19 protein-coding genes, 1 tRNA gene and 1 pseudogene are annotated in these 26017 nt (G+C 32.6%); 12 read left to right on the plus strand and 9 right to left on the minus strand.

What is annotated here, in order from left to right; genetic code table 11:
- Positions 1-72 precede the first annotated feature (72 nt).
- The gene (locus tag ACIQ66_RS00285; protein WP_396210817.1) at positions 73-2550 is read left to right on the plus strand and encodes a DUF5686 family protein; all 2478 of its coding nucleotides are present in this window, start codon (positions 73-75) and stop codon (positions 2548-2550) included.
- On the opposite strand, the gene ACIQ66_RS00290 is transcribed toward ACIQ66_RS00285, so the two are convergent.
- Positions 2547-4817, minus strand: a complete 2271-nt coding sequence (locus tag ACIQ66_RS00290) for a cation:proton antiporter (protein ID WP_396210818.1) — start codon at positions 4815-4817, stop codon at positions 2547-2549. The genes ACIQ66_RS00285 and ACIQ66_RS00290 overlap by 4 nt on opposite strands.
- A gap of 177 nt (positions 4818-4994) precedes the next feature.
- Here ACIQ66_RS00290 and ACIQ66_RS00295 point away from each other — a divergent pair, with 177 nt between their 5' ends.
- From ACIQ66_RS00295 to ACIQ66_RS00320, 6 genes are all read left to right on the plus strand, one after another.
- Entirely contained in the window at positions 4995-7415 is a 2421-nt protein-coding gene (locus ACIQ66_RS00295; RefSeq protein WP_396210819.1) for an RND family transporter, read from the plus strand.
- Between the two features lie 161 nt (positions 7416-7576).
- Positions 7577-9010: an asparagine--tRNA ligase gene (asnS, locus tag ACIQ66_RS00300; protein ID WP_396210820.1), complete on the plus strand. Its 1434-nt coding sequence runs from the start codon at positions 7577-7579 to the stop codon at positions 9008-9010.
- Between the two features lie 90 nt (positions 9011-9100).
- Positions 9101-10567, plus strand: a complete 1467-nt coding sequence (gene rpoN, locus ACIQ66_RS00305; RefSeq protein WP_396210821.1) for an RNA polymerase factor sigma-54 — start codon at positions 9101-9103, stop codon at positions 10565-10567.
- Between the two features lie 56 nt (positions 10568-10623).
- Complete coding sequence (locus ACIQ66_RS00310; RefSeq protein WP_396210822.1) at positions 10624-10851, plus strand: DUF433 domain-containing protein; 228 nt, start codon at positions 10624-10626, stop codon at positions 10849-10851.
- Positions 10851-11219 carry a DUF5615 family PIN-like protein gene (locus ACIQ66_RS00315; RefSeq protein ID WP_396210823.1) on the plus strand — a complete coding sequence of 123 codons (369 nt, stop codon included), beginning with the start codon at positions 10851-10853 and terminating at the stop codon, positions 11217-11219. Before ACIQ66_RS00310 ends, ACIQ66_RS00315 begins: the two co-directional genes overlap by 1 nt.
- Before the next feature lie 13 nt (positions 11220-11232).
- The gene (locus ACIQ66_RS00320) at positions 11233-12381 is read left to right on the plus strand and encodes an aminotransferase class I/II-fold pyridoxal phosphate-dependent enzyme (RefSeq protein WP_396210824.1); all 1149 of its coding nucleotides are present in this window, start codon (positions 11233-11235) and stop codon (positions 12379-12381) included.
- On the opposite strand, the gene ACIQ66_RS00325 is transcribed toward ACIQ66_RS00320, so the two are convergent.
- The 3 genes and pseudogenes from ACIQ66_RS00325 to ACIQ66_RS00335 form a co-directional block, all read right to left on the minus strand.
- Entirely contained in the window at positions 12368-13081 is a 714-nt protein-coding gene (locus ACIQ66_RS00325; RefSeq protein WP_396210825.1) for a 3'-5' exonuclease, read from the minus strand. The two genes, ACIQ66_RS00320 and ACIQ66_RS00325, sit on opposite strands and share 14 nt — an antisense overlap.
- A gap of 51 nt (positions 13082-13132) precedes the next feature.
- Positions 13133-13417 (minus strand): annotated as a pseudogene (locus ACIQ66_RS00330) (methylated-DNA--[protein]-cysteine S-methyltransferase); the annotation flags it as partial.
- 196 nt (positions 13418-13613) lie between these two features.
- Complete coding sequence (locus ACIQ66_RS00335; RefSeq protein WP_396210826.1) at positions 13614-14429, minus strand: SDR family oxidoreductase; 816 nt, start codon at positions 14427-14429, stop codon at positions 13614-13616.
- Positions 14430-14536: 107 nt separating this feature from the next.
- Between ACIQ66_RS00335 and ACIQ66_RS00340 the strand changes: the two genes are divergently transcribed.
- Together ACIQ66_RS00340 and ACIQ66_RS00345 are read left to right on the plus strand one after the other, a co-directional pair.
- Positions 14537-14899 (plus strand): MerR family transcriptional regulator, encoded by a 363-nt coding sequence (locus ACIQ66_RS00340; protein ID WP_396210827.1) that lies wholly within the window; start codon positions 14537-14539, stop codon positions 14897-14899.
- Between the two features lie 176 nt (positions 14900-15075).
- A complete protein-coding gene (locus ACIQ66_RS00345) occupies positions 15076-17073 on the plus strand; it encodes a BspA family leucine-rich repeat surface protein (RefSeq protein ID WP_396210828.1) in 1998 nt (665 codons plus the stop codon).
- A gap of 53 nt (positions 17074-17126) precedes the next feature.
- Here ACIQ66_RS00345 and ACIQ66_RS00350 read toward each other — a convergent pair.
- The 3 genes from ACIQ66_RS00350 to ACIQ66_RS00360 form a co-directional block, all read right to left on the minus strand.
- A tRNA-Asn gene (locus tag ACIQ66_RS00350) sits at positions 17127-17200 on the minus strand.
- A gap of 77 nt (positions 17201-17277) precedes the next feature.
- Entirely contained in the window at positions 17278-18612 is a 1335-nt protein-coding gene (gene rseP / locus ACIQ66_RS00355) for an RIP metalloprotease RseP (protein WP_396210829.1), read from the minus strand.
- Between the two features lie 79 nt (positions 18613-18691).
- Positions 18692-20626 carry a M1 family aminopeptidase gene (locus tag ACIQ66_RS00360; protein ID WP_396210830.1) on the minus strand — a complete coding sequence of 645 codons (1935 nt, stop codon included), beginning with the start codon at positions 20624-20626 and terminating at the stop codon, positions 18692-18694.
- A 177-nt stretch (positions 20627-20803) separates the two neighbouring features.
- Between ACIQ66_RS00360 and serS the strand changes: the two genes are divergently transcribed.
- The 3 genes from serS (at position 20804) to ACIQ66_RS00375 (ending at position 24289) form a co-directional block, all read left to right on the plus strand.
- The gene (serS, locus tag ACIQ66_RS00365; RefSeq protein WP_396210831.1) at positions 20804-22075 is read left to right on the plus strand and encodes a serine--tRNA ligase; all 1272 of its coding nucleotides are present in this window, start codon (positions 20804-20806) and stop codon (positions 22073-22075) included.
- A gap of 79 nt (positions 22076-22154) precedes the next feature.
- The gene (locus ACIQ66_RS00370; protein WP_396210832.1) at positions 22155-23930 is read left to right on the plus strand and encodes a tetratricopeptide repeat protein; all 1776 of its coding nucleotides are present in this window, start codon (positions 22155-22157) and stop codon (positions 23928-23930) included.
- Between the two features lie 47 nt (positions 23931-23977).
- The gene (locus tag ACIQ66_RS00375) at positions 23978-24289 is read left to right on the plus strand and encodes a DUF4286 family protein (protein ID WP_396210833.1); all 312 of its coding nucleotides are present in this window, start codon (positions 23978-23980) and stop codon (positions 24287-24289) included.
- Positions 24290-24356: 67 nt separating this feature from the next.
- Here the strand turns inward: ACIQ66_RS00375 and ACIQ66_RS00380 are convergent, their stop codons facing one another.
- Together ACIQ66_RS00380 and hemB are read right to left on the minus strand one after the other, a co-directional pair.
- Positions 24357-24767 (minus strand): c-type cytochrome, encoded by a 411-nt coding sequence (locus ACIQ66_RS00380; RefSeq protein ID WP_396210834.1) that lies wholly within the window; start codon positions 24765-24767, stop codon positions 24357-24359.
- A gap of 246 nt (positions 24768-25013) precedes the next feature.
- On the minus strand, positions 25014-26009 hold the full coding sequence (gene hemB / locus ACIQ66_RS00385; RefSeq protein WP_396210835.1) for a porphobilinogen synthase: 996 nt from the start codon (positions 26007-26009) through the stop codon (positions 25014-25016).
- Positions 26010-26017 lie beyond the last annotated feature (8 nt).

Consider the following 26017-nt stretch of genomic DNA (forward strand, 5'->3'; position numbering starts at 1 on the left):
AATCCGTTTCTTCAATAAATAATTGATGAGACGGTTTTTTTTATTCTTACATTTGGAAAAACTTATTTTTTAATGCGAAATCTGCTTTTAGCTTTCTTTTTATTGATTTGTTCGGCAATGCAATCGCAAGAATTACTGCAAGGTCAAGTTATTGATATAGAAACTACTGTGCCGATTTCTTTTGCCAAAATATCCTATAACAACAAAACTATTTTATCCGATTGGGAAGGAAAATTTACCCTAGAAATCTTTCATAACAAAAAACCAATTATTGTTACTTACAAAGGTTATTATGATAAAAAACACTATCTATCGCCCGATGAGAATTTTTTATTAATAAAAATGGCGACTAATTATTCTGTAAAAGACGAACTCCTTTCTGAAGATAAATCGAATGCAATAATTAGAAAATTGGTTGAGAATAGACATAAAAACCAACCTGAAAAGGCATTTAAAAGTTTTCAATATAAAAATTATGAATCAGTTTTGGTTTCTGCAAATCCAGATTCAATTTCGAGTAAAATTGATACTATTTTAAAAAGAAATCTTTTGGGTCAAAGAAGAATTAAAATAGATTCGAGCAATTACAAATTCAAAAAAATTCTCAAAAAACAACATGTTTACCAAACAGAAAAGGTAAATCAAATTCAGTTTGACGGAAAAACAACCAAAGAAACTGTTATTGCAAGCAGAATGGCAGGTTTCAAAAAACCAATCTACGAATATTTAGGATTAAATTTGGTTTCGTATTCGCTTTATGAAAATCAAATAGAAATTCTAGAAAATGCCATGAAGAATCCGCTATCTAATTCAGGTAGAAAATTATACTATTACCGAATTGTAGATACTGTAATGGTAGATAAAAGACAAGTTTACTGTGTATATTTTCAGCCAAAAAAACTCACTGCCAATCGATTACGCGGACTTGTCTATGTTGATGCCGAAAATTATGGAATTGCCAAAGCGTTTTTCAGAATTTATGGTGTTGTAAATATAAATGCCGCGTTTAGTTACACCTATTTGAAAGACCAAAAAATATGGTTTCCTAAAAAAAGAAGTTTTAATGTTGTAAAAGGAAATAATACTCGAGATTTGAATATTCTTGGAGGAACAATCAAGTTTAATTCGAGTTTGGAAGGAATAAATCAAGACGCTTCTGATAGAGTTTTTATGAAATTGGAATCGACTCCTTATGATATCGAAATCAATAAGAATACTATAATTAAGCATCCGCAAATAAAAATAGATGTTCCAGAATCGGGAATGTCTAAACCAAAAGAGTTTTGGAAAACATTTCAAAAAGACACATTAGACATAAGAAGAATTCAAACTTACACAAGCTTAGACAGTCTATCAGAAGTAGAAAAAATTGAACATAGATTACTTCTTGGAAGAAAAATAATTAATGGTTATTTTCCAATTAATGTTGTTGATATTGACTTGAGAAGTGTTATAAAATATAACAATTACGAAGGTTTTCGACTTGGAATAGGTGGCGTTACCAATACTAAATTATCTGATAAATATAAAATTGGCGGTTTTGTTGGCTATGGATTTAAAGATGATAAATTCAAATATAACATTACGCCTTCTTACATGATTGACAAGGAAACAAATACATGGGTAAGCACGTCCTATTCTGATGAACTAAAAGAAATAGGTCAGATTGATTTTGCTACTGAATCGAAAAGGTTTAAAATTTATGATCCAAGACCTATTAATATTTCTACTTTTTACAATCATAAAACTTTTTCAACTTTTATTGAAAGTAAATATTTTGCCAAAACCGAAACTTATTTTAGTTTTTCTAGAAGTGAAATTCAACCTCTTTTTGATTATACTTTTAAGTTAAATGACAATTTTTATACCAACTATAATTTGACTACTTTTCAGTTTTCATTACAGTATAATCCGTTTAGTACCTATATGCAAACGCCAACTGGCAGACTCGAAATTGAAAAAAAATATCCCAAATTATCGCTACAATATACCAAATCAATTTCTTCATTATTAGGCAGTGATTTTGATTTTTCTAAAATTGATTTTAGGGTTGCACACGAAATTCCGCATCTAACAGGTCATACAACTTCTTTTATTTTGCAAGGTGGTTTTGCTTTTGGCGAAGTGCCTTTGACAAATTTATATAGTGTCGCCCCAAATAATCTAAACAGAGATTCATTGCTAAAAAGAATAACATTTGCAGGCAAAAACAGTTTTGAAACGATGTTTTTTAACGAATTTTTCTCTAGCAGGTATTCGTCTTTTCAAGTTCGCCATACTTTTAACAAAATTAGCCTAGCTAACAGAATTAATCCTTTGATTTCGGTTGTAACCCGAATGGCAATTGGAAGTCTTGAATATCCCGAAAGACATATTGGTTTTGCTTATAAAACATTGGAAAAAGGATATATAGAAAGTGGTGTGGAAGCCAACTCAATATACAAAGGATTAGGACTGACATTTTTCTTTAGATATGGTCCTAATGGTTTGCCAAAACTTGAAGATAACTTAGCCTTAAAAATTTCTTATACTTTGAATTTGGGATTCTAATTATGTTTGATAATCAATGTTGACGGAACTTTACTCAACCAAGAATGTTGCGAGTCAACAAGGTTTTTCCAGCTCTCTAAACCAACCATCATTAAATCTTGCTTTGCAAAAAAGCTCGAATTCATTCCTTTTTCTTCAAGAACAGAGAAATTATTTGGATATTTTTTCAGCAATGCATAAACCGAATTTTCCATGACAAAATTATTAACAATCAAGTTGTTAATATCAATAACTGTAACTTTAGTATCATTGTTATTAATCAGTTTTTGTGCATAATCAATCAAAAATATATCATCTGTACTTAAAATTGGAATAAATACCTCTTCAACTTTCTTTAAATTTTTTTCTATCAAAATTCCTAATGGATTTTTACTTTTAGAAATAATCAAACGTGTTCTATCGTCAAAAGGAGAATTTTCAAACAAGCCTTCTTTTCCGGTAAATTTATCTAAAAGTCTATCTGGATTGATAATTCTTGTGGTAAATCCGAGTACTTTGCCTAACAACGACCCTTCAAAAATAGATTTTCCTAAACCAACCAATACCAAATCATATTCGCCACGTGAGGCTATATCGGCTATATCGGTTTCAATATCAACAGTTGCCTTGAAAACTGTAGTTATCTTTTGATTCAATGCTTTAGATTCTCTTACAATTGGAGCAAAAACATCTTTTTCATATTCATCAAGATTGTAAGCGTGCATTTCATCGCTTAATGATAAATGAAGTAAGGTAATATTAGTATTTTCTTTTTGGTTTTTAACAAAACTATTTGCCAATCGAAGTAATGATTTTCCTTTTTCGTTATTTCCAAAAGGAATTAAAATTTTGAATTTAGTTGACACAACATCTGTTGGCAAAATCAAATCTTTCGATTTAAATACATAATTGATAATATCTAAAGCTGGACCAGTCATAAATGTTGTTACCAAAGCCATAATAACCATCATGGTAAAAATTTGTGGAGATAAAACACCTAGCTCGTAACCAATGTTTAGCACGACTAATTCCATCAAACCACGGGTATTCATAAGAGCTCCAATAGTCAAACTATCACGCCAATTTTGACCTATAAATCGAGCTGCCAAAGCGCTTCCTATAAATTTTCCAACAACGGCCACAAGAATAATTCCGGCAGTAACTTTCCACAAATAAGCATCATTAATTAAACCAATTTCTGTTCGCAAACCTGTAAATACAAAAAATAATGGAAGTAATAAAATTACGGCTACATCTTCAACTTTTTCTATAAAAACATTTCTAAACTTAGTAATATCTGGCATAATTGCGCCAGTCATAAAAGCACCAAACAAAGCGTGAATTCCGATAACTTCTGTCATATAGGATGAAATTATCAATGTCAACAAGAAAATGGCAACAACAGGTTTGCTCAAGTTTTCGCTTGACGAATATAAATCTCCCACTTTTTTCAAGAAAGGTTTTACCAAAAACAACATCATTACAACATAACCAGCAGCTAGCATTATTATGTATAACGAACTCACAAAACTTCCCGCTTTTACAATAGCAATTACAGCAGCAAGAATACACCATGCTGTTATATCATCGGCAGCGGCGCAAGTAATTACTATGGTTCCAAGTTTGGTTTTGTGAATGCCGCGTTCTTGTACAATTCTTGCCAAAACAGGAAAAGCAGTTATACTCATTGCAATTCCCATAAACAAACTAAACGATAAAAACTCAACTCCAGCCGGCGCAAATTGATGGTAAACAAAATAAGAAAGTCCGATACCAAGCGCAAAAGGAATTACAATACTAGCGTGACTAATAACAACTGCATCATTCGCTTTGTTTTTTAAGACTTTCAAATCCAACTCCATTCCAATAACAAACATGAACAAAATTAAACCTATTTGGCTTAAAAACTGTAAATTACCCAATGATTCAACAGGAAAAAGCAAAGCAGAATACTCTGGAAAATACATTCCAACTAAAGATGGTCCAAGAAAAATTCCGGCAATAATTTCTCCAATAACAGTTGGCTGCCCAATTTTTCTAAAAATCCAACCAAAAAAGCGTGCAACAATAATAATCGTAATAATTTGCAACAATAATATGGCTAGTGGATGTTGTAAATTATGTTGTAAAGAACTTAAAAATTGATTGAACATTGTGTCATTTGAAGTAGGTGTAATAATATTTCTGCCAACTTCCAAGGCTTTTCCTTTAGAAACAATCCAATACATTAAAGCAATGAATCCACCTGTTACACTTATATAAAAAATGCTATTCTTAAATTTTCCCATCTTACTAATTCTACTTTTTAAAAGTTGATACAAATATGAGAAAAACTTCATCATTATTTGATAAATGAATATAAAATTATTATTTACAATTTTGATAAAAATTTGATTCAAAAGATTTAGTTAAGTCCTTTGGTTTTGAGTGGTTTTGATTACCTTTGCACTCCGTTTTATGTTACTATGAAAAAGTTGTTAGGTATTGGGTTTTGGGAATTGATTGCAAGAATTATTCTTAGAAACAGAATTTTTATTTTAGTTGTAGTTGTCCTATTGACAATTTTAATGGCACTGCAATGGGAAAATATAAAGTTCACTCAAACAGAAGCCAATCTTATTCCTGCTGACGACAAAGTAAATGTTGATTACAATCATTTTCTAGAAAACTTTGGCGAAGAAGGCAATCTTATAGTTATTGCAACCAAAGACAAACGATTATTTACTCCAAAAGTTTTTCAAAATTGGAGCAAATTAATGCACAAAATTCAATCAAACAAAGAAGTTACACTTGTAATTTCGGTTACTAATTTACAAAAACTTACCAAAAATGATTCGCTTCAAACTTTTGAATTATCACCACTTGTTGACGGCAAAAAGATTCAAAATGAGAATTATTTAAAAGAAGTTAAATCAGAATTATTCAACAAATTACCTTTTTATGAAGGTTTATTGTTCAATAAAAAATCGGGAGCTGTTCGTTCTGCCATTTATTTAGAGAAGAAAATTGTAAATACAAAAGCCAGAAAAGAATATGTTTTATATAAATTTATTCCTGAAATAGAAAAGTTTAATGAAGAAAACAACATGCAACTTCATGTTTCTGGAATGCCTTATATTAGAACGCTTAACGCCAAAACCATTATTGATGAAATTGGCTTGTTTATTGGCACAGCATTGCTAATCACTTCATTACTCTTTTTCTTTTTCTTTAGATCATTTAGAGCAACACTAGTATCATTGATTATTGTAATTATTGGCGTAATGTGGTCTTTCGGAATCATCGGATTATTAGGTTATGAAATCACCGTTTTAACAGCTTTAGTCCCGACTTTGGTAATTGTTATTGGAATTCCGAATTGTATTTTTCTTATCAATAAATACCATCAGGAATATCAAAAACATGCTAATAAAGTCAAAGCATTACAACGTGTAATTACCAAAACAGGAACGGCAACCTTAATGACCAATCTTACAACAGCACTTGGTTTTGCAACTTTTATTGCAACAAACAATGTTTTGTTAACCCAGTTTGGTGTTGTTACTTCTATTAATATTATTGCAATTTATGTTCTTTGTTTACTGGTAGTTCCAATATTCTTCAGTTATATTCCTGCCCCTATTCCAAGACATTTAGGACATTTAGAAAGAGAATATCTAACTTCTTTTATGAGCTGGATTGTTCGCACCGTAAAATACAATCGTGTTAGCGTTTACATTACCGCAGTCATTCTTATGGTTTTTGGAATCATTGGCATATACGAAATAAGAATATCGGGAAGCATAATCGAAGACATGCCCAAAAAGACAGCTTTTTTTGAAGATATTCGCTTTTTTGAAAAAGAATTTGATGGTGTAATGCCGTTAGAAATAATGATAGATACCAAAAGAAAACAAGGTGTCATGAAATTATCCAACCTAAAAAGAATGGAAGAATTGGAAGAAACCATCATGGAAATTCCAGAACTTTCTAAACCGTTATCTATTGTAAATTTGGTTAAGTATTCTAAACAAGCTTACTATAACGGAAATCCTGATTATTACCAATTGCCAACTTCTCAAGAGCAATCTTTTATTTTGTCGTATGCTAAAAATGGTGCTAAAAACGCCAAAGATAATTTAATGAAAAGCTATGTAGATTCAACTGGTCAATATGCTCGAATTACCACTTTTATTAAAGATGAAAATGGCGAAAAAATGGAAGCAATTGAAACCAGAATTCGCGAAAAAGCCTCTAAATTATTTCCGGCCGAACGCTATAATGTTATCATAACTGGAAAAGCTTCTGTTTTTCAAAAAGGAACTAAATATTTATTAGACAATCTCTTATCTTCATTGCTATTTGCTTTTTTGATAACAGCTGGTTTGGTTGCCATTATGTTTCGTTCTTTCAAAATGGTGCTGGTTTCTATCATTCCAAATTTACTACCATTGCTAATGACCGCAGGTTTAATGGGCTTTTTAGGAATTCCCCTAAAACCTTCAACAATTTTAGTGTTCGGAATTGCCTTCGGGATGTCGGTTGACGATACCTTACGTTTCTTAGCACAATACCGTTTGGAACTTTCTAGAAACGATTGGAAAATAAAAAAATCGGTCTTTGCCACTTTCGAGGATGCCGGAATTAGTATGTTCTATACTTCAATCATATTATTTTTTGGATTCTCCGTTTTCATGCTATCAAGCTTCGGCGGAACGGTTGCTTTGGGTGGTTTAGTTGCTTTGACATTGTTTTTCGGAATGTTATCAAACCTAGTTTTGCTGCCATCATTAGTATTAACATTGAATAAAACATTGGCAAATGAGCAAGAATTTAAGGAGCCTAAAATAGACATTTTAGAACGTACCGACGAAGAATTGGATGATTTAGAAAATAAAAATAAATAGTTTTTTTAGAAGCTAATCCAGCTATCCGTTCTATCTTTTAATTTTTTTAAAGGAAAAAAATTAAAAGGATGCCACTTCTATCTGGGCTAAATCAGTAGAATAATTTATATTTGCAATTAGATTTATATCTAACATTTAAAATTTAATATCTAATATTTAAAATGAAACATACAAAAGTCAAAGACTTATTAAGCAGCTCAAAAGCGAATTATGAAGTAAATGCAAAAGGTTGGGTTAGAACTTTTAGAAACAATCAATTTATAGCGTTGAACGATGGTTCGACAATCAATAATATTCAATGTGTTGTAGATTTTGAAAACACACCCGAAGAAATTTTAAAAAGAATTACAACTGGTGCTGCCGTTTCTGTTATCGGAGAATTAGTTGAAAGCAAAGGTGCAGGTCAGAAATACGAAATTCAAGTTTCTAAATTAGAAATTTTGGGCGATTCAGATGCTGAGAAATTTCCGATGCAACCAAAGAAACATTCTTTAGAATTTCTTCGTGAAAATGCGCATTTAAGAGTTAGAACCAATGCTTTTGGTGCCATTATGAGAGTTCGTTCTGTTTTGGCTCATGCGGTTCATACTTATTTTCAAGAAAAAGGTTTTGTATATGTAAATACACCAATCATAACAGGTTCTGATGCTGAAGGTGCTGGAGAAATGTTTAAAGTTACGGCTTTACCATTTGACAACACACCAAGAACCGAAGACGGAAAGATAAATTACAAGGAAGATTTTTTCGGAAAAGAAACCAATCTTACCGTTTCTGGACAATTAGAAGCGGAAACTTTTGCCATGGCTTTAGGACAAGTTTATACGTTTGGGCCAACATTTAGAGCTGAAAACTCAAACACTTCACGTCACTTAGCTGAGTTTTGGATGATTGAACCAGAAGTGGCTTTCAATGACTTGAATAATAATATGGATTTGGCTGAAGATTTTATCCAATATGTAATTAAATATACAATGGATAAATGCCAAGACGATTTGAAGTTTTTGGAAGGTCGTTTGTTGGAAGAAGAAAAATCAAAACCGCAAGCAGAACGCAGCGAAATGGCTTTGTTAGAAAAATTGAATTTCGTTTTAGAAAATAATTTCAAACGTGTTTCTTATACAGAAGCTATTGATATTCTTAGAGATTCAACTCCAAATAAAAAGAAAAAATTCAATTATATCATCAATGAATGGGGTGCCGATTTACAATCAGAACATGAAAGATATTTGGTTGAAAAACACTTCAAATGCCCCGTAATATTGTTTGATTACCCTGCTAACATCAAAGCATTTTACATGCGATTAAACGAAGACGGAAAAACTGTTCGTGCAATGGATATTTTGTTCCCAGGAATTGGAGAAATCGTTGGTGGTTCGCAAAGAGAAGAACGCTACGATGTTTTAGTTGAAAAAATGAAAGCTTTAGAAATTGACGAAGAAGAACTTTGGTGGTATTTAGACACTAGAAGATTCGGTTCTGCAGTGCACTCAGGTTTCGGATTAGGTTTTGAAAGATTAGTGCTTTTTGTAACAGGAATGACCAATATTAGAGACGTAATTCCTTTTCCAAGAACACCACAAAACGCAGAGTTTTAAAAAAGTTTAATGTTGTTTAAAATTGTTTAAAGTTGTTTAATCACAACAAATTTAAACCCTTAAGCCTTAAGCCTTTAAACCATACTAAAAATGTTAAGACAGAACTTACAATTCAAATTATCTCAAAAACTATCACCTCAACAAATTCAGTTAATGAAGTTGATACAATTGCCTACTCAAGCTTTTGAGCAACGTTTATTGGAAGAGATGAATGAAAATCCGGCATTGGAATCGGGTAAAGATGAAGAAGAAGTTTTTGAAAAAGACGAGTTTGATAACAATGACGAATACGATGACTATGAAGGAAGCGACAATATTGATGCCAATGAAATCAATATTGACGAGTATCTGAGCAACGACGAAACACCCGATTATAAAACCCAAACTAACAATTATAGTGATGACGACGATGATAGAGAATCGCCATTGTCGGCACCAGTAAGTTTTCATCAAGATTTAATCAATCAGTTGAATACTTTTATTTTAACTGATGACCAACGTGATATTGCTGAATTTTTAGTTGGAAGTATTGATGATATGGGTTATATCCGCAGAAGCATTCAAGATATTGTTGATGATATGGCTTTTACGCAAGGTATTTATACCGATGAAAAAACAGTTAGCAAAGTGCTGCATATCATTCACGAATTAGAACCTTCTGGAGTTGGCGCGAGAGATTTACAAGAATGTCTTTTGTTACAATTGAAGCACAAAACACCAACTGAATATGTCGAATTAGCTATTGATATTATCGAAAATCAGTTTGATGCTTTTACCAAAAAACATTATGATAAATTACTTCAAAAATATGGATGTTCTCAAGAACAATTAAAAAAAGCTATTGAAGAAATTGAAAAATTAAATCCAAAACCAGGTGGTTCGTTTACTGGAAACAATAAAATAACTGAAAATATAATTCCCGATTTTGCCATCAGAATTATAGATGACAAACTCGAATTAACACTCAATGGTCGTAATGCTCCATCGTTACACGTTTCTAAAGATTATCAGGAAATGATGCAAACCTATAAGAATTCTAAAGACAAATCGCATTCGCAAAAAGACGCTGTGCAGTTTATCAAGCAAAAATTAGATTCTGCCAAATGGTTTATTGATGCTATCAAACAACGCCAAGAAACGCTTTATGTAACCATGAATGCCATTATGCATTTTCAAAATGATTATTTCTTAGATGGCGAAGAAACTAGCATGAAACCTATGATTCTAAAAGACATTGCCGATATGGTTGGTCTTGATATTTCTACCGTTTCGCGTGTTGCCAATAGCAAATATGTTGACACCCCTTACGGAACCAAATTGATAAAAGAATTTTTCTCTGAAGCCATGAAAAACAACCAAGGTGAAGATGTTTCAACACTTGAAATCAAAAAAATTCTTCAAAATACAATTGAAGAAGAAGATAAAAGTAAACCACTTCCAGATGATCAGTTAGCCGAAATCTTGAAAGAAAAAGGGTATCCAATTGCTAGACGAACTATTGCAAAATACCGCGAACAACTAGATATTCCGGTGGCGCGAATGAGAAAGAAAATATAATTTTTTATTCTTTTTAAATTAAAAATTGTAACTTTGATTTTAAATTTTTATCGAAAATGAATTTATTAGACCGAATTACAATGAATCCCGAAATTGTTCACGGCAAGCCTGCAATAAGAGGCATGCGTTGGTCTGTCGAAATGATACTAGATCTTTTAGGTTCGGGAATGACTTTTGATGAAATAATTGAAGACCATCCTGAACTTGAAAAAGAAGATATTTTAGCATGTTTAAAATTTGCTAGATTATATCTTTCTGGACAACCTTTGGAAAACATCAACTAATGAAATTTCTTTGCGATGTTCATATTTCAATAAAAATTGTAAAATTTTTAAATTCAAAAAATTACGATTGTATTCATGTAAACTCGATTTTAGATAAATGGTTTACTAAAGATAAAGAAATTGCAAAATATACAGATGCGACCGACTTAATCTTGATTACCAAAGATGCTGATTTTCGAGATAGTTATTTTCTAAACAATACACCAAAAAAATTAGTCAAAATCAATTTAGGAAACATTTCAAATTCTAATTTGATTTCCATAATCGATTCTAATTTAGATAAAATTGAAAAGCTAAATCAGAATAAAAATTTCATTATCGAAATTGATTCTGAAAACAGCACCTTTTCGGCATTGCAAATTGTTTAAAATCAACAAAAATTTGACTCACTTTCCAAAATCATTGGTTTCAAAACTAAAACTACGCGAGCAAACTAATTCTTTGAGAAGATTGCCGTTGTCCAATAATTGGGTTGATTTTTCATCAAATGATTACTTAGGTTTTGCTAAAAATGAAACTATTTTCAATCAAGCGCATCAATATTTGATTGATACTAATTTGAAAGTCAATGGTGCAAGTGGTTCACGCCTACTTACTGGAAATCACGCTATTTATCAAGAAACCGAAACCTTAATCGCTCAATTTCACCAAGCTGAAAGTGCCTTAATTTTCAATTCAGGTTACGATGCTAATGTTGGATTTTTTAGCGCTGTTCCGCAACGAAATGATGTGATTTTGTTTGATGAATACGTTCATGCTTCCATTCGTGATGGCATCAAAATGAGTTTTGCAAAATCATACAAATTTGAGCATAACGACTTGAATGATTTAGAAATTCTTATTCAAAAAAATAAATCCACCGAAAATGAAATTTACATAGTAACCGAAAGCGTTTTCTCTATGGATGGAGATTCTCCAGATATTGAAAAACTGGTTGCTATTTCGCAAAAAAACAACTGTTTACTGATTATTGATGAAGCACATGCTCTAGGAGTTTTTGGCAAAAATGGTTGCGGATTAATTCAGGAATCGGGTTTTCAAAATGAGATTTTTGCCCGAATTATGACCTTCGGAAAAGGATTAGGCTGTCATGGCGCAGCAGTTTTAGGAAGTAAAGAATTGAACAACTATTTGGTCAATTTTGCTAAAAGTTTTATCTATACTACTGGACTTTCGCCACATTCTGTCGCCACCATTTTAGTAGCCTACCAACAATTGGAAAAAGAAGCAGAAACCATCCAAAAATTACGTAAAAACATTCTTTTTTTTAATCAACAAAAAACATTGCTCAATCTGAAACCTCTTTTTGTTAGAAATAAATCGAGTATTCAATCGGCTATTATTCCCGGAAATGAAAAGGTGAAAACTATCGCCACTTACTTGCAAAAAAAAGGTTTTGATGCAAAAGCTATTCTTTCGCCAACCGTTCCTGAAGGTCAAGAACGATTGCGTTTTTGTATTCACAGTTACAATACTGAACAAGAAATTCAACGGGTTTTAGAATTGCTTTCGGAAGTTATACATGCATAATTTCGTCTTCTACCAACAAATCTTCTCTTCTTAAACGCAAGAAAACTTGTGCCACTGCAATAACATCTTTTTCGCAATACGTCACAATTCTGTCAATGTCTTTTTCTACATAATAAACATGACCAACCTGACTGCCGTCAATATCGCCTTTTGATGATGGAATCCCTAGAATTTTGGTTAGTAATTTTAATGATGTAAAGTGTTTATAATCTCCAAATTTCCATAATTCTAATGTGTCAAGATGCGGAATTTCCCATGGTTTTTTGCCAAAAAGATTCAACTTATTCGGAATTGCAATTTGGTTGATAATCATTCTTCGTGCTATAAACGGAATATCGAATTCCTTAGCGTTATGACCACACAAAACATGTTGGGTAAGATTAAAATGATTGTTGAGCAGATTAGTAAAATCTAACAGGATTTTCTTTTCATCACCAAAAAAAGAGGTTACTCTAAAGTTTCTAATATCACCTTTAGTCACAAAATACCCAACCGAAATACAGACAATTTTTCCAAATTCTGCCCAAATTCCAGCCCTGTCATAAAATGCTTCTGGCGTATAATCCTCTTTGCGTTGGTATTGCGTTTTGGTTTCCCACAAAAGTTTCATTTCATCATCTAACAGATTAAAATTTTCTTCTAGCGGAACGGTTTCAATGTCTAAAAATAGAATGTTGTCTAAGCGGATTTTCTCTATCATAATCAATTAGATAATTAGTGAATGTGAAAATTAGAAAATGATTTTGAGAAATCAAAATAAACTTTGCTGATTTGTAAGATTTTCATGTTCAAGCAGCCATTTTTTGCGCCATAAACCACCCGCATATCCGGTTAAAGAACCATCTGAACCAATAACACGATGACACGGAACTACTATCCAAATTGGGTTTTTACCATTGGCTGACGCTACTGCTCTAATAGCTTTTACATCACCTAATTTTTTAGATAAATCTAGATAAGATATCGTTTTGCCACAAGGGATTTGTGCTAACTCTTGCCAAACTTTCTGCTGAAATTCGGTTCCTTTAGGATTTAAATTCTGATGTAAAACTCCTTTTTTTCTCATAAAAATGCCCCAAATAGTGTCTAACTTTTTGGGGCATGTTCATTCGTATCAGGTTTTCATTTGCTCCCCCTATTGGAGAAAGTTACAATTTTGATGCTATGACTTCCTTAATAACTATCATAAAAACAAGTGTTTAGATATTTTCAATAGCCATCAGAAAAGCATATTAGATATTATAACTTTTTCTAACCATTAAAAAATATAATTTATCCGAAAGTAATTTTCTAAGTTTTAATAGTAACGGACCGGGTTTTCCAATAGCATATCGCATCTTATTACTATTATCTGTTGCGGCTATAAAAATTGTTTTAGCAACCACTTCAGGTCCTTCTGCATCTTTGATAACTTTTTCCGCAGCAACATTAAATTTTGAAATAAATACATCATAATCACTTGTGTAATCAGGCTTAATGAATTTTCTGCTTCTTCCATAAAAATCAGTTGCAATTGGACCAGGTTCAATAAGTTTTAATTTAATGTTGAATTGTGCTAATTCATAATGTATCGACTCTGTAAAGCCTTCAACTGCAAATTTTGTTGCATGATAAATGCTATATAATGGAAACGTTATTTTTCCACCCATACTTGAAATTTGGATAATTGTTCCACCACCAGATGGGCGCATCACTTTTATTGCCTCTCTTGTCACACGCATTAATCCAAATACATTGGTGTTAAATTGGTCTTCAATAACCTCGTCAGACATAGCTTCAAAAGCGCCATCTACTCCATACCCCGCATTGTTTACAACGACATCAATAGTTCCAAATTCTTCTTTTACTTTTTGAAATACTTTAGTGATACTATCAAGGTTAGTAACATCTAAAGGATAAAGTTTGACATTATTAAAGGTCTTAAAGTCAGATTCCTTTTCAGTATTTCTTTGCGTAGCAATTACATTCCATCCATTTTTTGCAAATTCAATAACGGTTGATTTCCCAATTCCACTTGAAGATCCTGTAATTAAAATTGTCTTTTTCATATGATTATGTTTTAATTTAGTGCAAACTTAGTAGTATAAAATCAAACCTACAACATTAGAGTATAGTCTATAGTTGTTATTTTTTTAATATTTTTTATATTTGCATTATGTTAATAAATGAAATAGCTAAGAAAACAGGGATTTCTGCCCACACGATTCGCTTCTATGAGAAGTCAGGATTGATTGAAGGAAAGCGCGATGAGTCTATCAAAACAAATAATTATTTTCACTATGATGAAGAAACAATTGAAAAATTAGAATTTATTAGCGATGCTAAATCTGTTGGTTTTACAATAAGAGAAATTGGGCAACTCATAGATGCTTGGTACAAAAATAGATTTAGCAAAGAGGAAAAATTAAATATTCTTGAGGAAAAATTACTATCGCTTGAACAGAAGTTGAAGGAAATAAAACAAATGAAAGACCAAATAGAAGAGTTCAAGAAAGATGTCCTGAACGATTTATGCTAACACTAAACAAAAAAAACCGACACTTTCGTATCGGGTTTTCATTTGCTCCCCCTATTGGAGAAAGTTACAATTTTGACGCTATGATTACTTACTCAATTATAATAAAATCAAGGACATAGACAATTTTTATTTTATTTTTAATATATTTACAATTAAATAAATTAAACAAAATAATTATGAAAAAAATTACACTCCTAATTATTTCAGTATTTTTAGCCGTTCAAACTATCAATGCACAAGTTGTATTAGATACTAACTTAATTACCATTAAATGGACTGGCACATCAGTTCCGTCACCCTCCTACTTTATTCAAGCAAACCCAAGAGGGACAGGGATAGAATGGTTTGCCATTGTAGATAATTCAACGACCAGTAATATTACTAATTATGCTAATAATATTCCTTCAGGCATAAGTTATTTTACACCTCCAGGCAGTACAACACCAATTCCATTTGATAATATTGTAACGACTCTTGTAACTAATACAACTAATTTATTTTATCAAGCAGTAACTTTCAACCAACCAATTGGGTCTTGGGACGTGAGTAATGTAACCGATATGAATTTTATGTTTTACACCGCTACTTCCTTTAACCAACCTATTAGTTCCTGGAATGTCAGCAATGTGACTATTATGGCTGGTATGTTTAGTCAAGCTACTTCCTTTAACCAAAATATTGGTTCTTGGAATGTTAGCAATGTGAACAGTATGAATGTTATGTTTTCAGGCGCTAATTCCTTTAACCAAAATATTGGTTCTTGGAATGTTAGCAATGTGAACAGTATGAATGGTATGTTTTCAGGCGCTACTTCCTATAACCAACCTATTGGGGCTTGGAATGTTAGCAATGTGCTTAATATGAGTGGTATGTTTAGTCAAGCTACTTCCTTTAACCAAAATATTGGGGCTTGGAATGTTAGCAATGTGTACAATATGAATGGTATGTTTAGTCAAGCTATTATCTTTAACCAAAATATTGGAGCTTGGAATGTTAGTAATGTAACTGATATGGGTAGTATGTTTAGTAACGCTCCCGCCTTTAACCAAAATATTGGTTCTTGGGATGTTAGCAATGTGACTGATATGAGTGGTATGTTTGCAGGCGCTATTTCCTTTAACCAAAATATTGGTTCTTGGAATGTTGGCAATGTGACTACTATGGCTGGTATGTTTTTTCAAGCTAATACCTTTAATCAAAATATTGGGGCTTGGAATGTTAGCAATGTGAATACTATGCTTTCTATGTTTGAAAACGCTGCTTCCTTTAACCAAAACATTGGGGCTTGGAATGTTAGCAATGTGACTAATATGTCTTCTATGTTTTCACACGCTATTTCCTTTAACCAACCTATTGGGCCTTGGAATGTTAGCAATGTGACTAATATGGGTGGTATGTTTGATCAAGCTAATATCTTTAACCAACCTATTGGTTCTTGGAATGTTAGCAATGTGATTGCTATGGGTTATATGTTTAGGCAAGCTATTGTCTTTAACCAACCTATTGGTTCCTGGAATGTGAGTAGTGTGATCTATATGTCTAATATGTTTAGTAACGCTTCCGCCTTTAACCAGCCTATTGACTCTTGGAATGTGAGTAGTGTTATCGATATGGATTCTATGTTTTTTAATGATCCTATGTTTTTTGGGCCTTCCTCATTTGACCAACCTATTGGATCATGGAATGTTGGTAATGTAACTAATATGTCATCTATGTTTGCAGGAGCACAACTTTCTATAAATAATTATGATGCGCTACTAATAGGTTGGGCAACAATAGCACCAAATGAGAATCCTTTAGAACCAAATGTTGTTTTTTCAGGAGGCAATTCTTATTATTGTAATGGCTATGCAGCAAGAACTTCTATACTTAATACTTACAATTGGACTATAACAGATTTAGGGTTAGCAATTAATTGTAGTGATTTAGCCACGGAAGTCTTTGATACAAGTAGTTTACAACTATATCCTAATCCTGCTTTAAGTGTGTTAAATATAAAGGTTGAACCTAGTATCGTTAATCAACCTTATACAATAATTGATAATCTAGGAAGAGTTGTTTTAAATGGAAAACTAAATGAAATTGAAACAACCATAAATGTTGAACAATTATCGGAAGGTATTTATTATTTAAAGGTATCAGATAGAACCGCTAGTAAGTTTATTAAAGAATAAACACTAGAAATTTTATTAAAAATAAAAAGTCCAACATTTCTGCTGGACTTTTGCTCCCCCTCTTGGGCTCGAACCAAGGACCCTCTGATTAACAGTCAGATGCTCTAACCAACTGAGCTAAGGAGGAAGGCGTATTGCCTTTTAAAGCGGTGCAAATATAGTGCGTTTTTTGCTTTTTGCAAATATTTTTTGATTTTTTTTAAATTATTTTGCCAATAAAGTTTCTGCAACCCATTGGTAAATATCTTTTCCAAAGGTTAATGCCATCAAACTCAGCAAGAAAATCATTCCACCCGTCTGTACATAACCCATTGCTTTTTCGCTCAAAGTTTTTCCTGTTACCATTTCGGCAATTGTAAATAAAGCATGCCCACCATCTAATCCTGGTATTGGAAGCAGGTTCATAAACGCCAATGCAATTGAAAATAAGGCTGTGAATCCCCATACAAATTCCCAATCCCATGTTTCTGGCAACATACGTGCTATTCCGATAGGGCTTTTTACTTGTTTATAGGCGCCTGTTTTGGGTTTTAAAATTAACTTAAACTGCTTTACGTTATAAACCAATAACTGCCATGATTCTTTAGCTGCTGCTGAAACAGATTCGCCTAAGGATAGTTTGTTTACTACTTCAAATTCCTCGTCAATTAAAGCTATTTTTGGCATAAAACCAATTTTGCTGTCTTTATTCAATTTTGTTTTTACAACAACTTCTGTCGAATTTCTATCAATTTTAAGTTCAATGCTATCGTTCGCTCTATTATTTAATAATGAATTTAATTCATCAAAATAGCGCACTTTTATTCCATCAACTGCTACAATTTTGTCCCCTTTAAGCAAACCTGCTTTTTTAGCTTCTGAATCAGCAGAAATTGAATCAACCGAAAAAGTTGTTCTTGGTGACATAAAACTTTTGCCTTCCATACCCAAAATTTTTCCAATGTTTTCATCGGTAAGTGACATGTCAACTTTTTTACCATCACGCTCAAGTGTAATTTTGTTGCTTAAAAGGACATCAATAGTTAGTCGGTTGAATTTTACATTTACTGGGTTTCCATCAACTGCTACAATCTTATCCCCATTTCTAAATCCTACGCTTTTTCCAACTTCTCCAAAAGCCAATCCGTTTTTTTGAACTACTTCTGTAGAAATATATTTTTGACCAACTGTTGAGTATAATGTTGTAAAAATTAACAATGCCAATAGAATATTTACAATAATTCCACCTAACATTATTATAAGTCGTTGCCAAGCTGGTTTAGAACGAAATTCCCAAGGTTGTGGTTCTTGTTTTAGTTGTTCGGTGTCCATACTTTCGTCTATCATTCCCGAAAGTTTTACGTACCCTCCTAAAGGCAACCATCCAATTCCCCATTCAGTTTCTCCTATTTTCTTTTTGATAATTGAAAAACCAACATCCATAAAAAGGTAAAACTTTTCTACTCTAACTTTAAACATCTTGGCCGCCGCATAGTGACCAAACTCGTGAAGTATTACTAAAACCGATAATATGAATAATATTTGTGCTAATTGTATCATTTAATTTTTGAATAGGTTATTGCTAAAAAAAGCAAAAGTAAGGTTTTCGCCTTACTTTTTTACAATTTATGTGCCGAGATTATTTTTTTATGAATTTTTTAAGAACCGAACCTTCAGAAGTTATAATTTTGAGAGAATAAACTCCGGCTGATAATGAGTTTATGTCAACAAATGTTGCCTTGCTTTCAAATACATTTTGACCTAAAGCATTATAAATAACAACTGCTTCTAAACTAATATTTGAAGGAATTTGAATATTTAGTTCAGTTGTAACAGGATTAGGATAAATACTAACTTTACTATCAAGTTCAAATGTATCGTTAGCAAGAACAGCTGTACTATTCTTAGAAATAATATCTTTCTTAGGATTAAAAACAACTCCTGTTACATTAAAAGGTACGCTAACTTGAAAGTTTTCCCCATTAACAGTATTATTCAAGATATAATCTTGTTGTTGTCCACCAGTACCAGTAAGTCTCACTGGAACTTGTCCTTCAAAATAACTTACAGAAGAGTGAGATTGTGTTTGATTAACAATAATTGTTGCCATTCCGGGTGAACTATTACCAGCTTGAATAGCATATATTGGATAACCTTGACCATAAACCCAGTCGTTAAAAAATTCTGTTAAATCTAATCCAGAAACTGTTTCTAAATGTTCTTTTAAATCTGGTGTAACTGCATAATTGAAAGCTAAATCAACATCGCTAAGATAACTTTTTAATGCTTGTATAAAGTTGGTAGTTCCTAATTTTAAACGCAACATATTCAAAACCATCGCTCCTTTATTGTAGGAAAGTCGGCTACTAAAAATTCTATTTACATTGGTTGCTTCCGAATTAGTCAAATAAACAGCACCACCACTTTGCGAAGTAATACTAGTAATTTTACTGTTCTTATCACTTATAAAAGCCGTTTCACCATCAAAATTTTCAATAACCATCGAAGCCAAATACGTAGCAAAACCCTCGTTCAACCAAATATCTTTCCAAGTTCCGCATGTTATTTTGTCTCCAAACCATTGATGCGCTAACTCATGTGCTATTAATCCTCTATCAAAACTTCCCATAAAAGAAACTGTTGTATGTTCCATTCCTCCACCCCAACCAAATTGGGCGTGACCATATTTTTCATTTCTATAAGGATATGGTTCAAAAGTAGATTCAAAAAAATTCATGATAGCTGGTGTTACAGCTAAATTGGCTTGACTTGAGGCTGCTTGTTCAGGGTATAAATAATTTACTATCGGAAAATATGGGCTTTCAGGTGTTCCTAAACCAGCTTGTTGGTTGTAGATAGAATAGTTTGTAACAGCAATTGCTATCAAATAGGCTGGAATAGGATAATTATGTTGAAAATGAGTTGTTGAAGTACCATCACCATTATTTACCTTAGCTTGTTGCATACCATTCGCCACTGCAACTAATGCTGTTGGTGAAGTAATAAAGACATCAATTGAATTTATTTTATCACTCAAATCTTGTTTACATGGCCACCATTCCATTGCGCCAAATGGTTCTGATAAGGTCCACATAACTGGCTGACCTGCATGAGTTGTTACCTCAAATGAGCCAAAACCAGTAGATGGAGGTGCTCCTTGATAAGTGATTTCAACTGTAGCCGAAGTTCCAGTTGCTTGAACTGATGGTAAAGTGATTATCAATTCATTATTAGTGTTTTGAAAAAATGTCAAATTTACATTGTTCTTTTTGACAGAAAGCGCTGTTAATTCACTCGACAAATCAAATATGATAATACTCATATTTTCTAAAGCTGTAAATGTTGAAGTTACTTTTCCAGCAATATAATAATTTGATGGATCAACAGTAAATTCTAATTTATGATAAGTCAAATCATAATTTGCGGTGTTGGGGTTGGCAACAAAATTCATGATTTTAGAGGCTGACTTCTTTTCAATATTAGCAATTTCTTCAATTTCTTTGTAGGCATCATCCGATTGTGCAAAAGAAAAAGCATAAGTCAAAGCCAAAAATAGTAGGTACTGTTTTTTCATTTTATGTAAATTTTTATCAAATGTAAAGAATACTATTCGAATTATTTGATAACTAACTGTCAAAGTGAAATATTGCTGTTTTTTTTAAGGGTTGTTTGACTCTTTTTTGTTTTCGGTTTTTGATGCTTTTTTTACGAATGATTTTCCTAAATTTGCATTCTTATAAAATTAAAAATCATGTTACAGATAGCATTTATTAGAGAAAATCAGAAAAAAGTGATTAACGCTTTGGCAAAACGAAATATAAATGCCGAATCTATTGTTGATGAAGTAGTGCAGCTAGACGAAAAACGTAGAGCAACTCAAGTAGAAATGGACACTATTTTATCCGAAACTAATAAATTGTCTAAAGAAATTGGCGATTTGATGAAAAACGGCGAAAAGCAAAAAGCCGAAATTTTGAAACAAAAAGTTCTTCTACAAAAAGAAAAAAGTAAAGAATTAGCCGACAAAACAGATGAACTTGCCAAAGAATTAACTGAAAAACTTTATACGATACCAAATCTTCCAGCCGAAATCGTTCCTGAAGGAAAAACACCTGAAGATAATTTGAATGTTTTTCAAGCTGGTGAATTTCCGGTTCTACATGAAGGCGCAATGCCTCATTGGGAATTAGTAAAAAAATACGATATTATTGATTTTGAATTGGGTGTAAAAATAACAGGGGCTGGTTTTCCTGTTTACAAAGGTAAAGGCGCAAGATTACAACGTGCCTTAATTAGTTATTTTTTAGATAAAAATACTGATGCAGGTTATTTAGAATACCAAGTGCCACACTTAGTTAACGAAGCATCTGCCTACGGAACTGGACAATTGCCTGACAAAGAAGGTCAAATGTACCATGACGCAACCGATGATTTATATTTAATTCCAACTGCGGAAGTTCCTGTTACTAATATTTTTAGAGATGTGATTTTGAATCCGAATGATTTGCCAATAAAATGTACTGGTTACACTCCATGTTTCCGAAGAGAAGCTGGTTCTTATGGCGCTCATGTTAGAGGTTTGAATCGTTTACACCAGTTTGATAAAGTAGAAATTGTACGTGTTGAACATCCAGATAATTCATACAAAGCTTTAGACGAAATGGTGGAGCATGTAAAAACCATTTTGGACGAACTAAAATTACCTTATAGAATATTACGCCTTTGTGGCGGCGACATGGGATTTGCTTCGGCATTAACATACGATTTTGAAGTATATTCTACTGCGCAAGAACGTTGGTTAGAAATTAGTTCTGTTTCTAACTTTGAAACGTTCCAAGCTAATCGTTTAAAATTGCGCTACAAAGATGCAGATGGAAAAAACCAATTAGCACACACGTTAAATGGAAGTTCACTAGCATTACCAAGAGTTTTGGCTGGAATTTTAGAAAATTACCAAACAACTAACGGAATCGTAATTCCTGAGGTGCTTCGCCCATATTGCGGATTTGACATCATTAACTAATAAAGTTAAACTTTTGTATTAATGTACTATTTTGGCACAAATTGTGTTACTTTAGTACATTATTGTTTTAAATTTTGGAATGAAAAAAATTGTCTCTGTTGTTCTTTTTCTTTTTTCACTAACTGTTTTTGCTCAAAACGAACAGTTGGCTCAAAATTATTTTGACCGAGGCGAATTTGAAAAAGCGTTACTTTCCTATCAAGATTTATTGAAAATGAGTCCTTCAAACAGTCATTATTTTCAAAAAACAGTTGATTGCCAGCAACAACTTCAACAATATGATGTTGCCGAAAAAGCCATTCAAGAACGTTTTACCAAATACAAACAAGCTTCACTTTTTATAGAATTAGGATATAATTTTCAATTGAAAAAAGACGATGCTAAAGCCAAAAGTTACTACGAAGAAGCATTGAATAGGATACGAAAAAACGCAAACGAAGTTTATAGCATTGCCCAAGTTTTTGAAAAAAAATCTTTGATTAAATATGCGCTTCAATCGTATCAATTGGCTTTAGAAAAAGAACCAAAATTCAATTTCAATTTCCAAATGGCATTGCTTTATGGTCAATTGGGAAATACCGATATGATGATTACTGCCTTTTTGGACGAAGCTGCTACCAATCCTCAAAATTCTATTATGATTCAAAATCAGTTATCGCGTTTTATGATGGAAGATGCTGATGCTAATTTTAATGATGCACTTAGAAAAAACCTGTTACTTCGTTCGCAAAAAGATCAAAATATTTTGTGGAATCACTATTTAAGTTGGTTTTTTGTAAATCAAAAAGAATATGGAAAAGCTTTTATTCAAGAAAAAGCTATTTACAAACGTAATCCTGAGTCATTTGGAAATATCGTAAATCTTGGTCAATTAGCCATTGAAGAAAACGAAGACGAAACAGCTAAAGAGATTTTGACTTTTGTATTAGAAAATACCAAAGATTTGGATTTGTTAGTTCAATCGAACGCCTATTTGATGCAAATGAAAATAAAATCAGCTCCAGAAAAAGACTATCCTGTTATCGAAAATGAGTTGATTGCACTTTTGAAAGAATATGAAATTAGTCCATACACATTGTCGCTACAAATTCTTCAAGCTCATTTTTTAGCTTTTAATTTAAAAAATCCTGAAACAGCCAAAACCATTCTGAAAAATGCTTTGGAAATGCCTATTACCAATTACCAGAAGGCAGATGTTAAAATGGAACTAGCTGACATTCTGCTTTTTGAGGAAAAATTTAATCAAGCCTTAATATATTATTCTCAAATAGAAGAAGATTTAAAGAATGATATTGTTGGTCATGAAGCAAGTTTGAAAGCGGCTAAAACTAGTTATTTTAAAACCGATTTTGAATGGGCTTCAAAACAATTTAAAGAACTAAAATCGGCTTCGACACAACTGATTGCTAATGATGCTTTGGAATATTTCTTGCTGATAAATGACAATACAATTGCCGATTCAACTCAAACGGCTTTGAAAAAATTTGCACGAGCTGATTATCTTTTATATCAAAACAAAAGACAAGAAGCATTAACAACCTTTTTAGAGGTTTTAAAACTTGAAAAAGCAGATGAAATAAAAGCAATTACGTTGTTGCGCTTGGGTAAAATGTATGAAAAAAATGGAGATTTAATAACCGCTTTAGCTCAATATCAAGAAATAATCAACAAACATAAAGACGAAATTTATACCGATGAAGCTTTGTATTTTTCTGCAGAAATATACAATAATCAAGGTAATATAGAAAAAGCAAAGTCGCTTTATGAAAAAGTTATTATAGAACACGAAGACAGTATTTATTATGTAGAAGCAAGAAAAAAATACCGACAGCTTCGTGGAGATGCAACTTTGTAAACCTATCTAACAGCTGGGTGTTTTCAATAGAAAAAAAATTCAAGAGTATGATTTATTATAATGTAACTGTAAATATTCACGAAAGTGCACATGACCAATGGCTTGATTGGATGCAAAACAAACATATAAATGAGGTTATTGCAACTGGCAAATTTTCATCAGCTAGAATGGTAAAAGTTCTGGTTGAAGAAGAAATGGGTGGCTTGACATATGCCATTCAATACACAACCGATAGCAAAGAAACTTTACAACGTTATTATGATGAAGATGCACCAAGACTTCGTGAAGAAGGGGCAAAACTTTTTGGCGATAAAATACTAGCTTTCAGAACCGAACTAGAATTGGTTAGCGAACATTAAAAAACCACAAAGCCAAAAAGAAAAACTCATTCTAACTTTGTGATTCACAAAATAGAAATATGAAAAATTATTTTCCTTCGCTAAGGATATATTGTTCTAATGATTGACGTTCTTCGTTGGTCATTGCTTTTGTTATTGCAAAATTGGCTTTCATAACCTCAAATTGAGTTGAGTCAATAATTGGTTGCTCGTTACCTTTTAGAAATGTGGCGATACTTGCATTTTTTTCTTTGTAAATTTTGGCAATATCTTGAATACTTGGTCCAACTACTTTAATGTCTAGTTTATGACAAGTAACACAAGTTCCTTTACCTTCAAAGATTTCTTTTCCTTTTTCGGCTAAAGGAAATTCTATTGCTTCTGCAGTTGCTTTTTGGTTAGAAGTAGGATTGCCAAATTTGTCTTCTTTTTTGTTTTTGCCACAACTTACTATAGTTATTACTGTTAGTAATATTAGTGATTTTAGAATTGTTTTCATTTTAAATTTTTATTAAAACATGACCAAAGGTAATCTCGAAAGTTTGCACAATATATGATTTTATCAGATAACAAAAAAATCAATACAAATGCTATTTAGCCCCGATTGAAACGGAAATCAACTCTGTCAAAGTTTTGAAATTTGACAGAGTTATTGGAGAGAAAAGCGGGAACTTGTCTGCCGACAGGCATATTACCATTACTGATAAAGCCCGAGCCACCTGCCTAACGGCAGGCAGGTTCGCTCCTATTTATTTAAAATAATTGCTGCTTCTTTGGCAAAATAAGTCGAAATTAAACTCGCTCCTGCACGCTTGATGCACATTAATTGTTCCATCATGATTTTGTCATGGTCAAGCCAGCCTCTTTCGGAAGCGGCTTTAATCATTGCGTATTCGCCCGAAACGTGAAAAACGGTAACGGGAACATTAACAGCATTCTTGACTTCTCGAACGATATCAAGATAGGCAATTCCTGGTTTTACCATAACCATATCGGCGCCTTCTTCAACATCCATTAAGGCTTCTTTGATGGCTTCGATGCGGTTGGCGTAATCCATTTGGTAGGTTTTTTTGTCTTTTGGCACTTCGACATCGGCTTCTTTTGGTGCACTATCTAAAGCATCACGAAATGGCCCGTAAAATGCTGAAGCATATTTAGCAGAATAGCTCATAATGCCCACATTTGGAAATCCTGCAGCGTCTAAACCTTGGCGCAAACGAAAAACACGCCCGTCCATCATATCGCTTGGCGCAACAAAATCGGCTCCTGCTTGGGCGTGCGAAACCGCCATTTTTACTAAGGCGTCGTTTGTAGCATCATTTGCAACATCACCGTTTTCGATAATTCCATCATGACCGTAAATTGAGTATGGATCTAAGGCAACATCTGGCATCACAATCATTTCTGGACAAGCCAATTTGATTGATTTGATGGCTCTTTGCATCAATCCATTAGGATTCCAAGCTTCTTTTCCGGTGTTGTCTTTTAGAGATTCGTCTACCTTTACGTATATGTTTACGGCACGAATTCCTAAAGCAAAAAGTTCTTTTACTTCTTCAACAGTCAAATCTATTGAACGACGGTAAATACCTACCATTGAAGGAATTTCAATTTTTACGTTTTCGCCTTCTGCAATGAACATTGGAAACATAAAATCGGATGGACTTAATGTTGTTTCGCGAATTAATGAACGAATGGATTCGTTAACGCGTAATCTTCTGCCTCTTTGTAATGGGAACATAATCAGCC

The organism is Flavobacterium sp. (assembly GCF_044377315.1).
In the GTDB taxonomy this organism is placed as follows: Bacteria; Bacteroidota; Bacteroidia; order Flavobacteriales; family Flavobacteriaceae; genus Flavobacterium.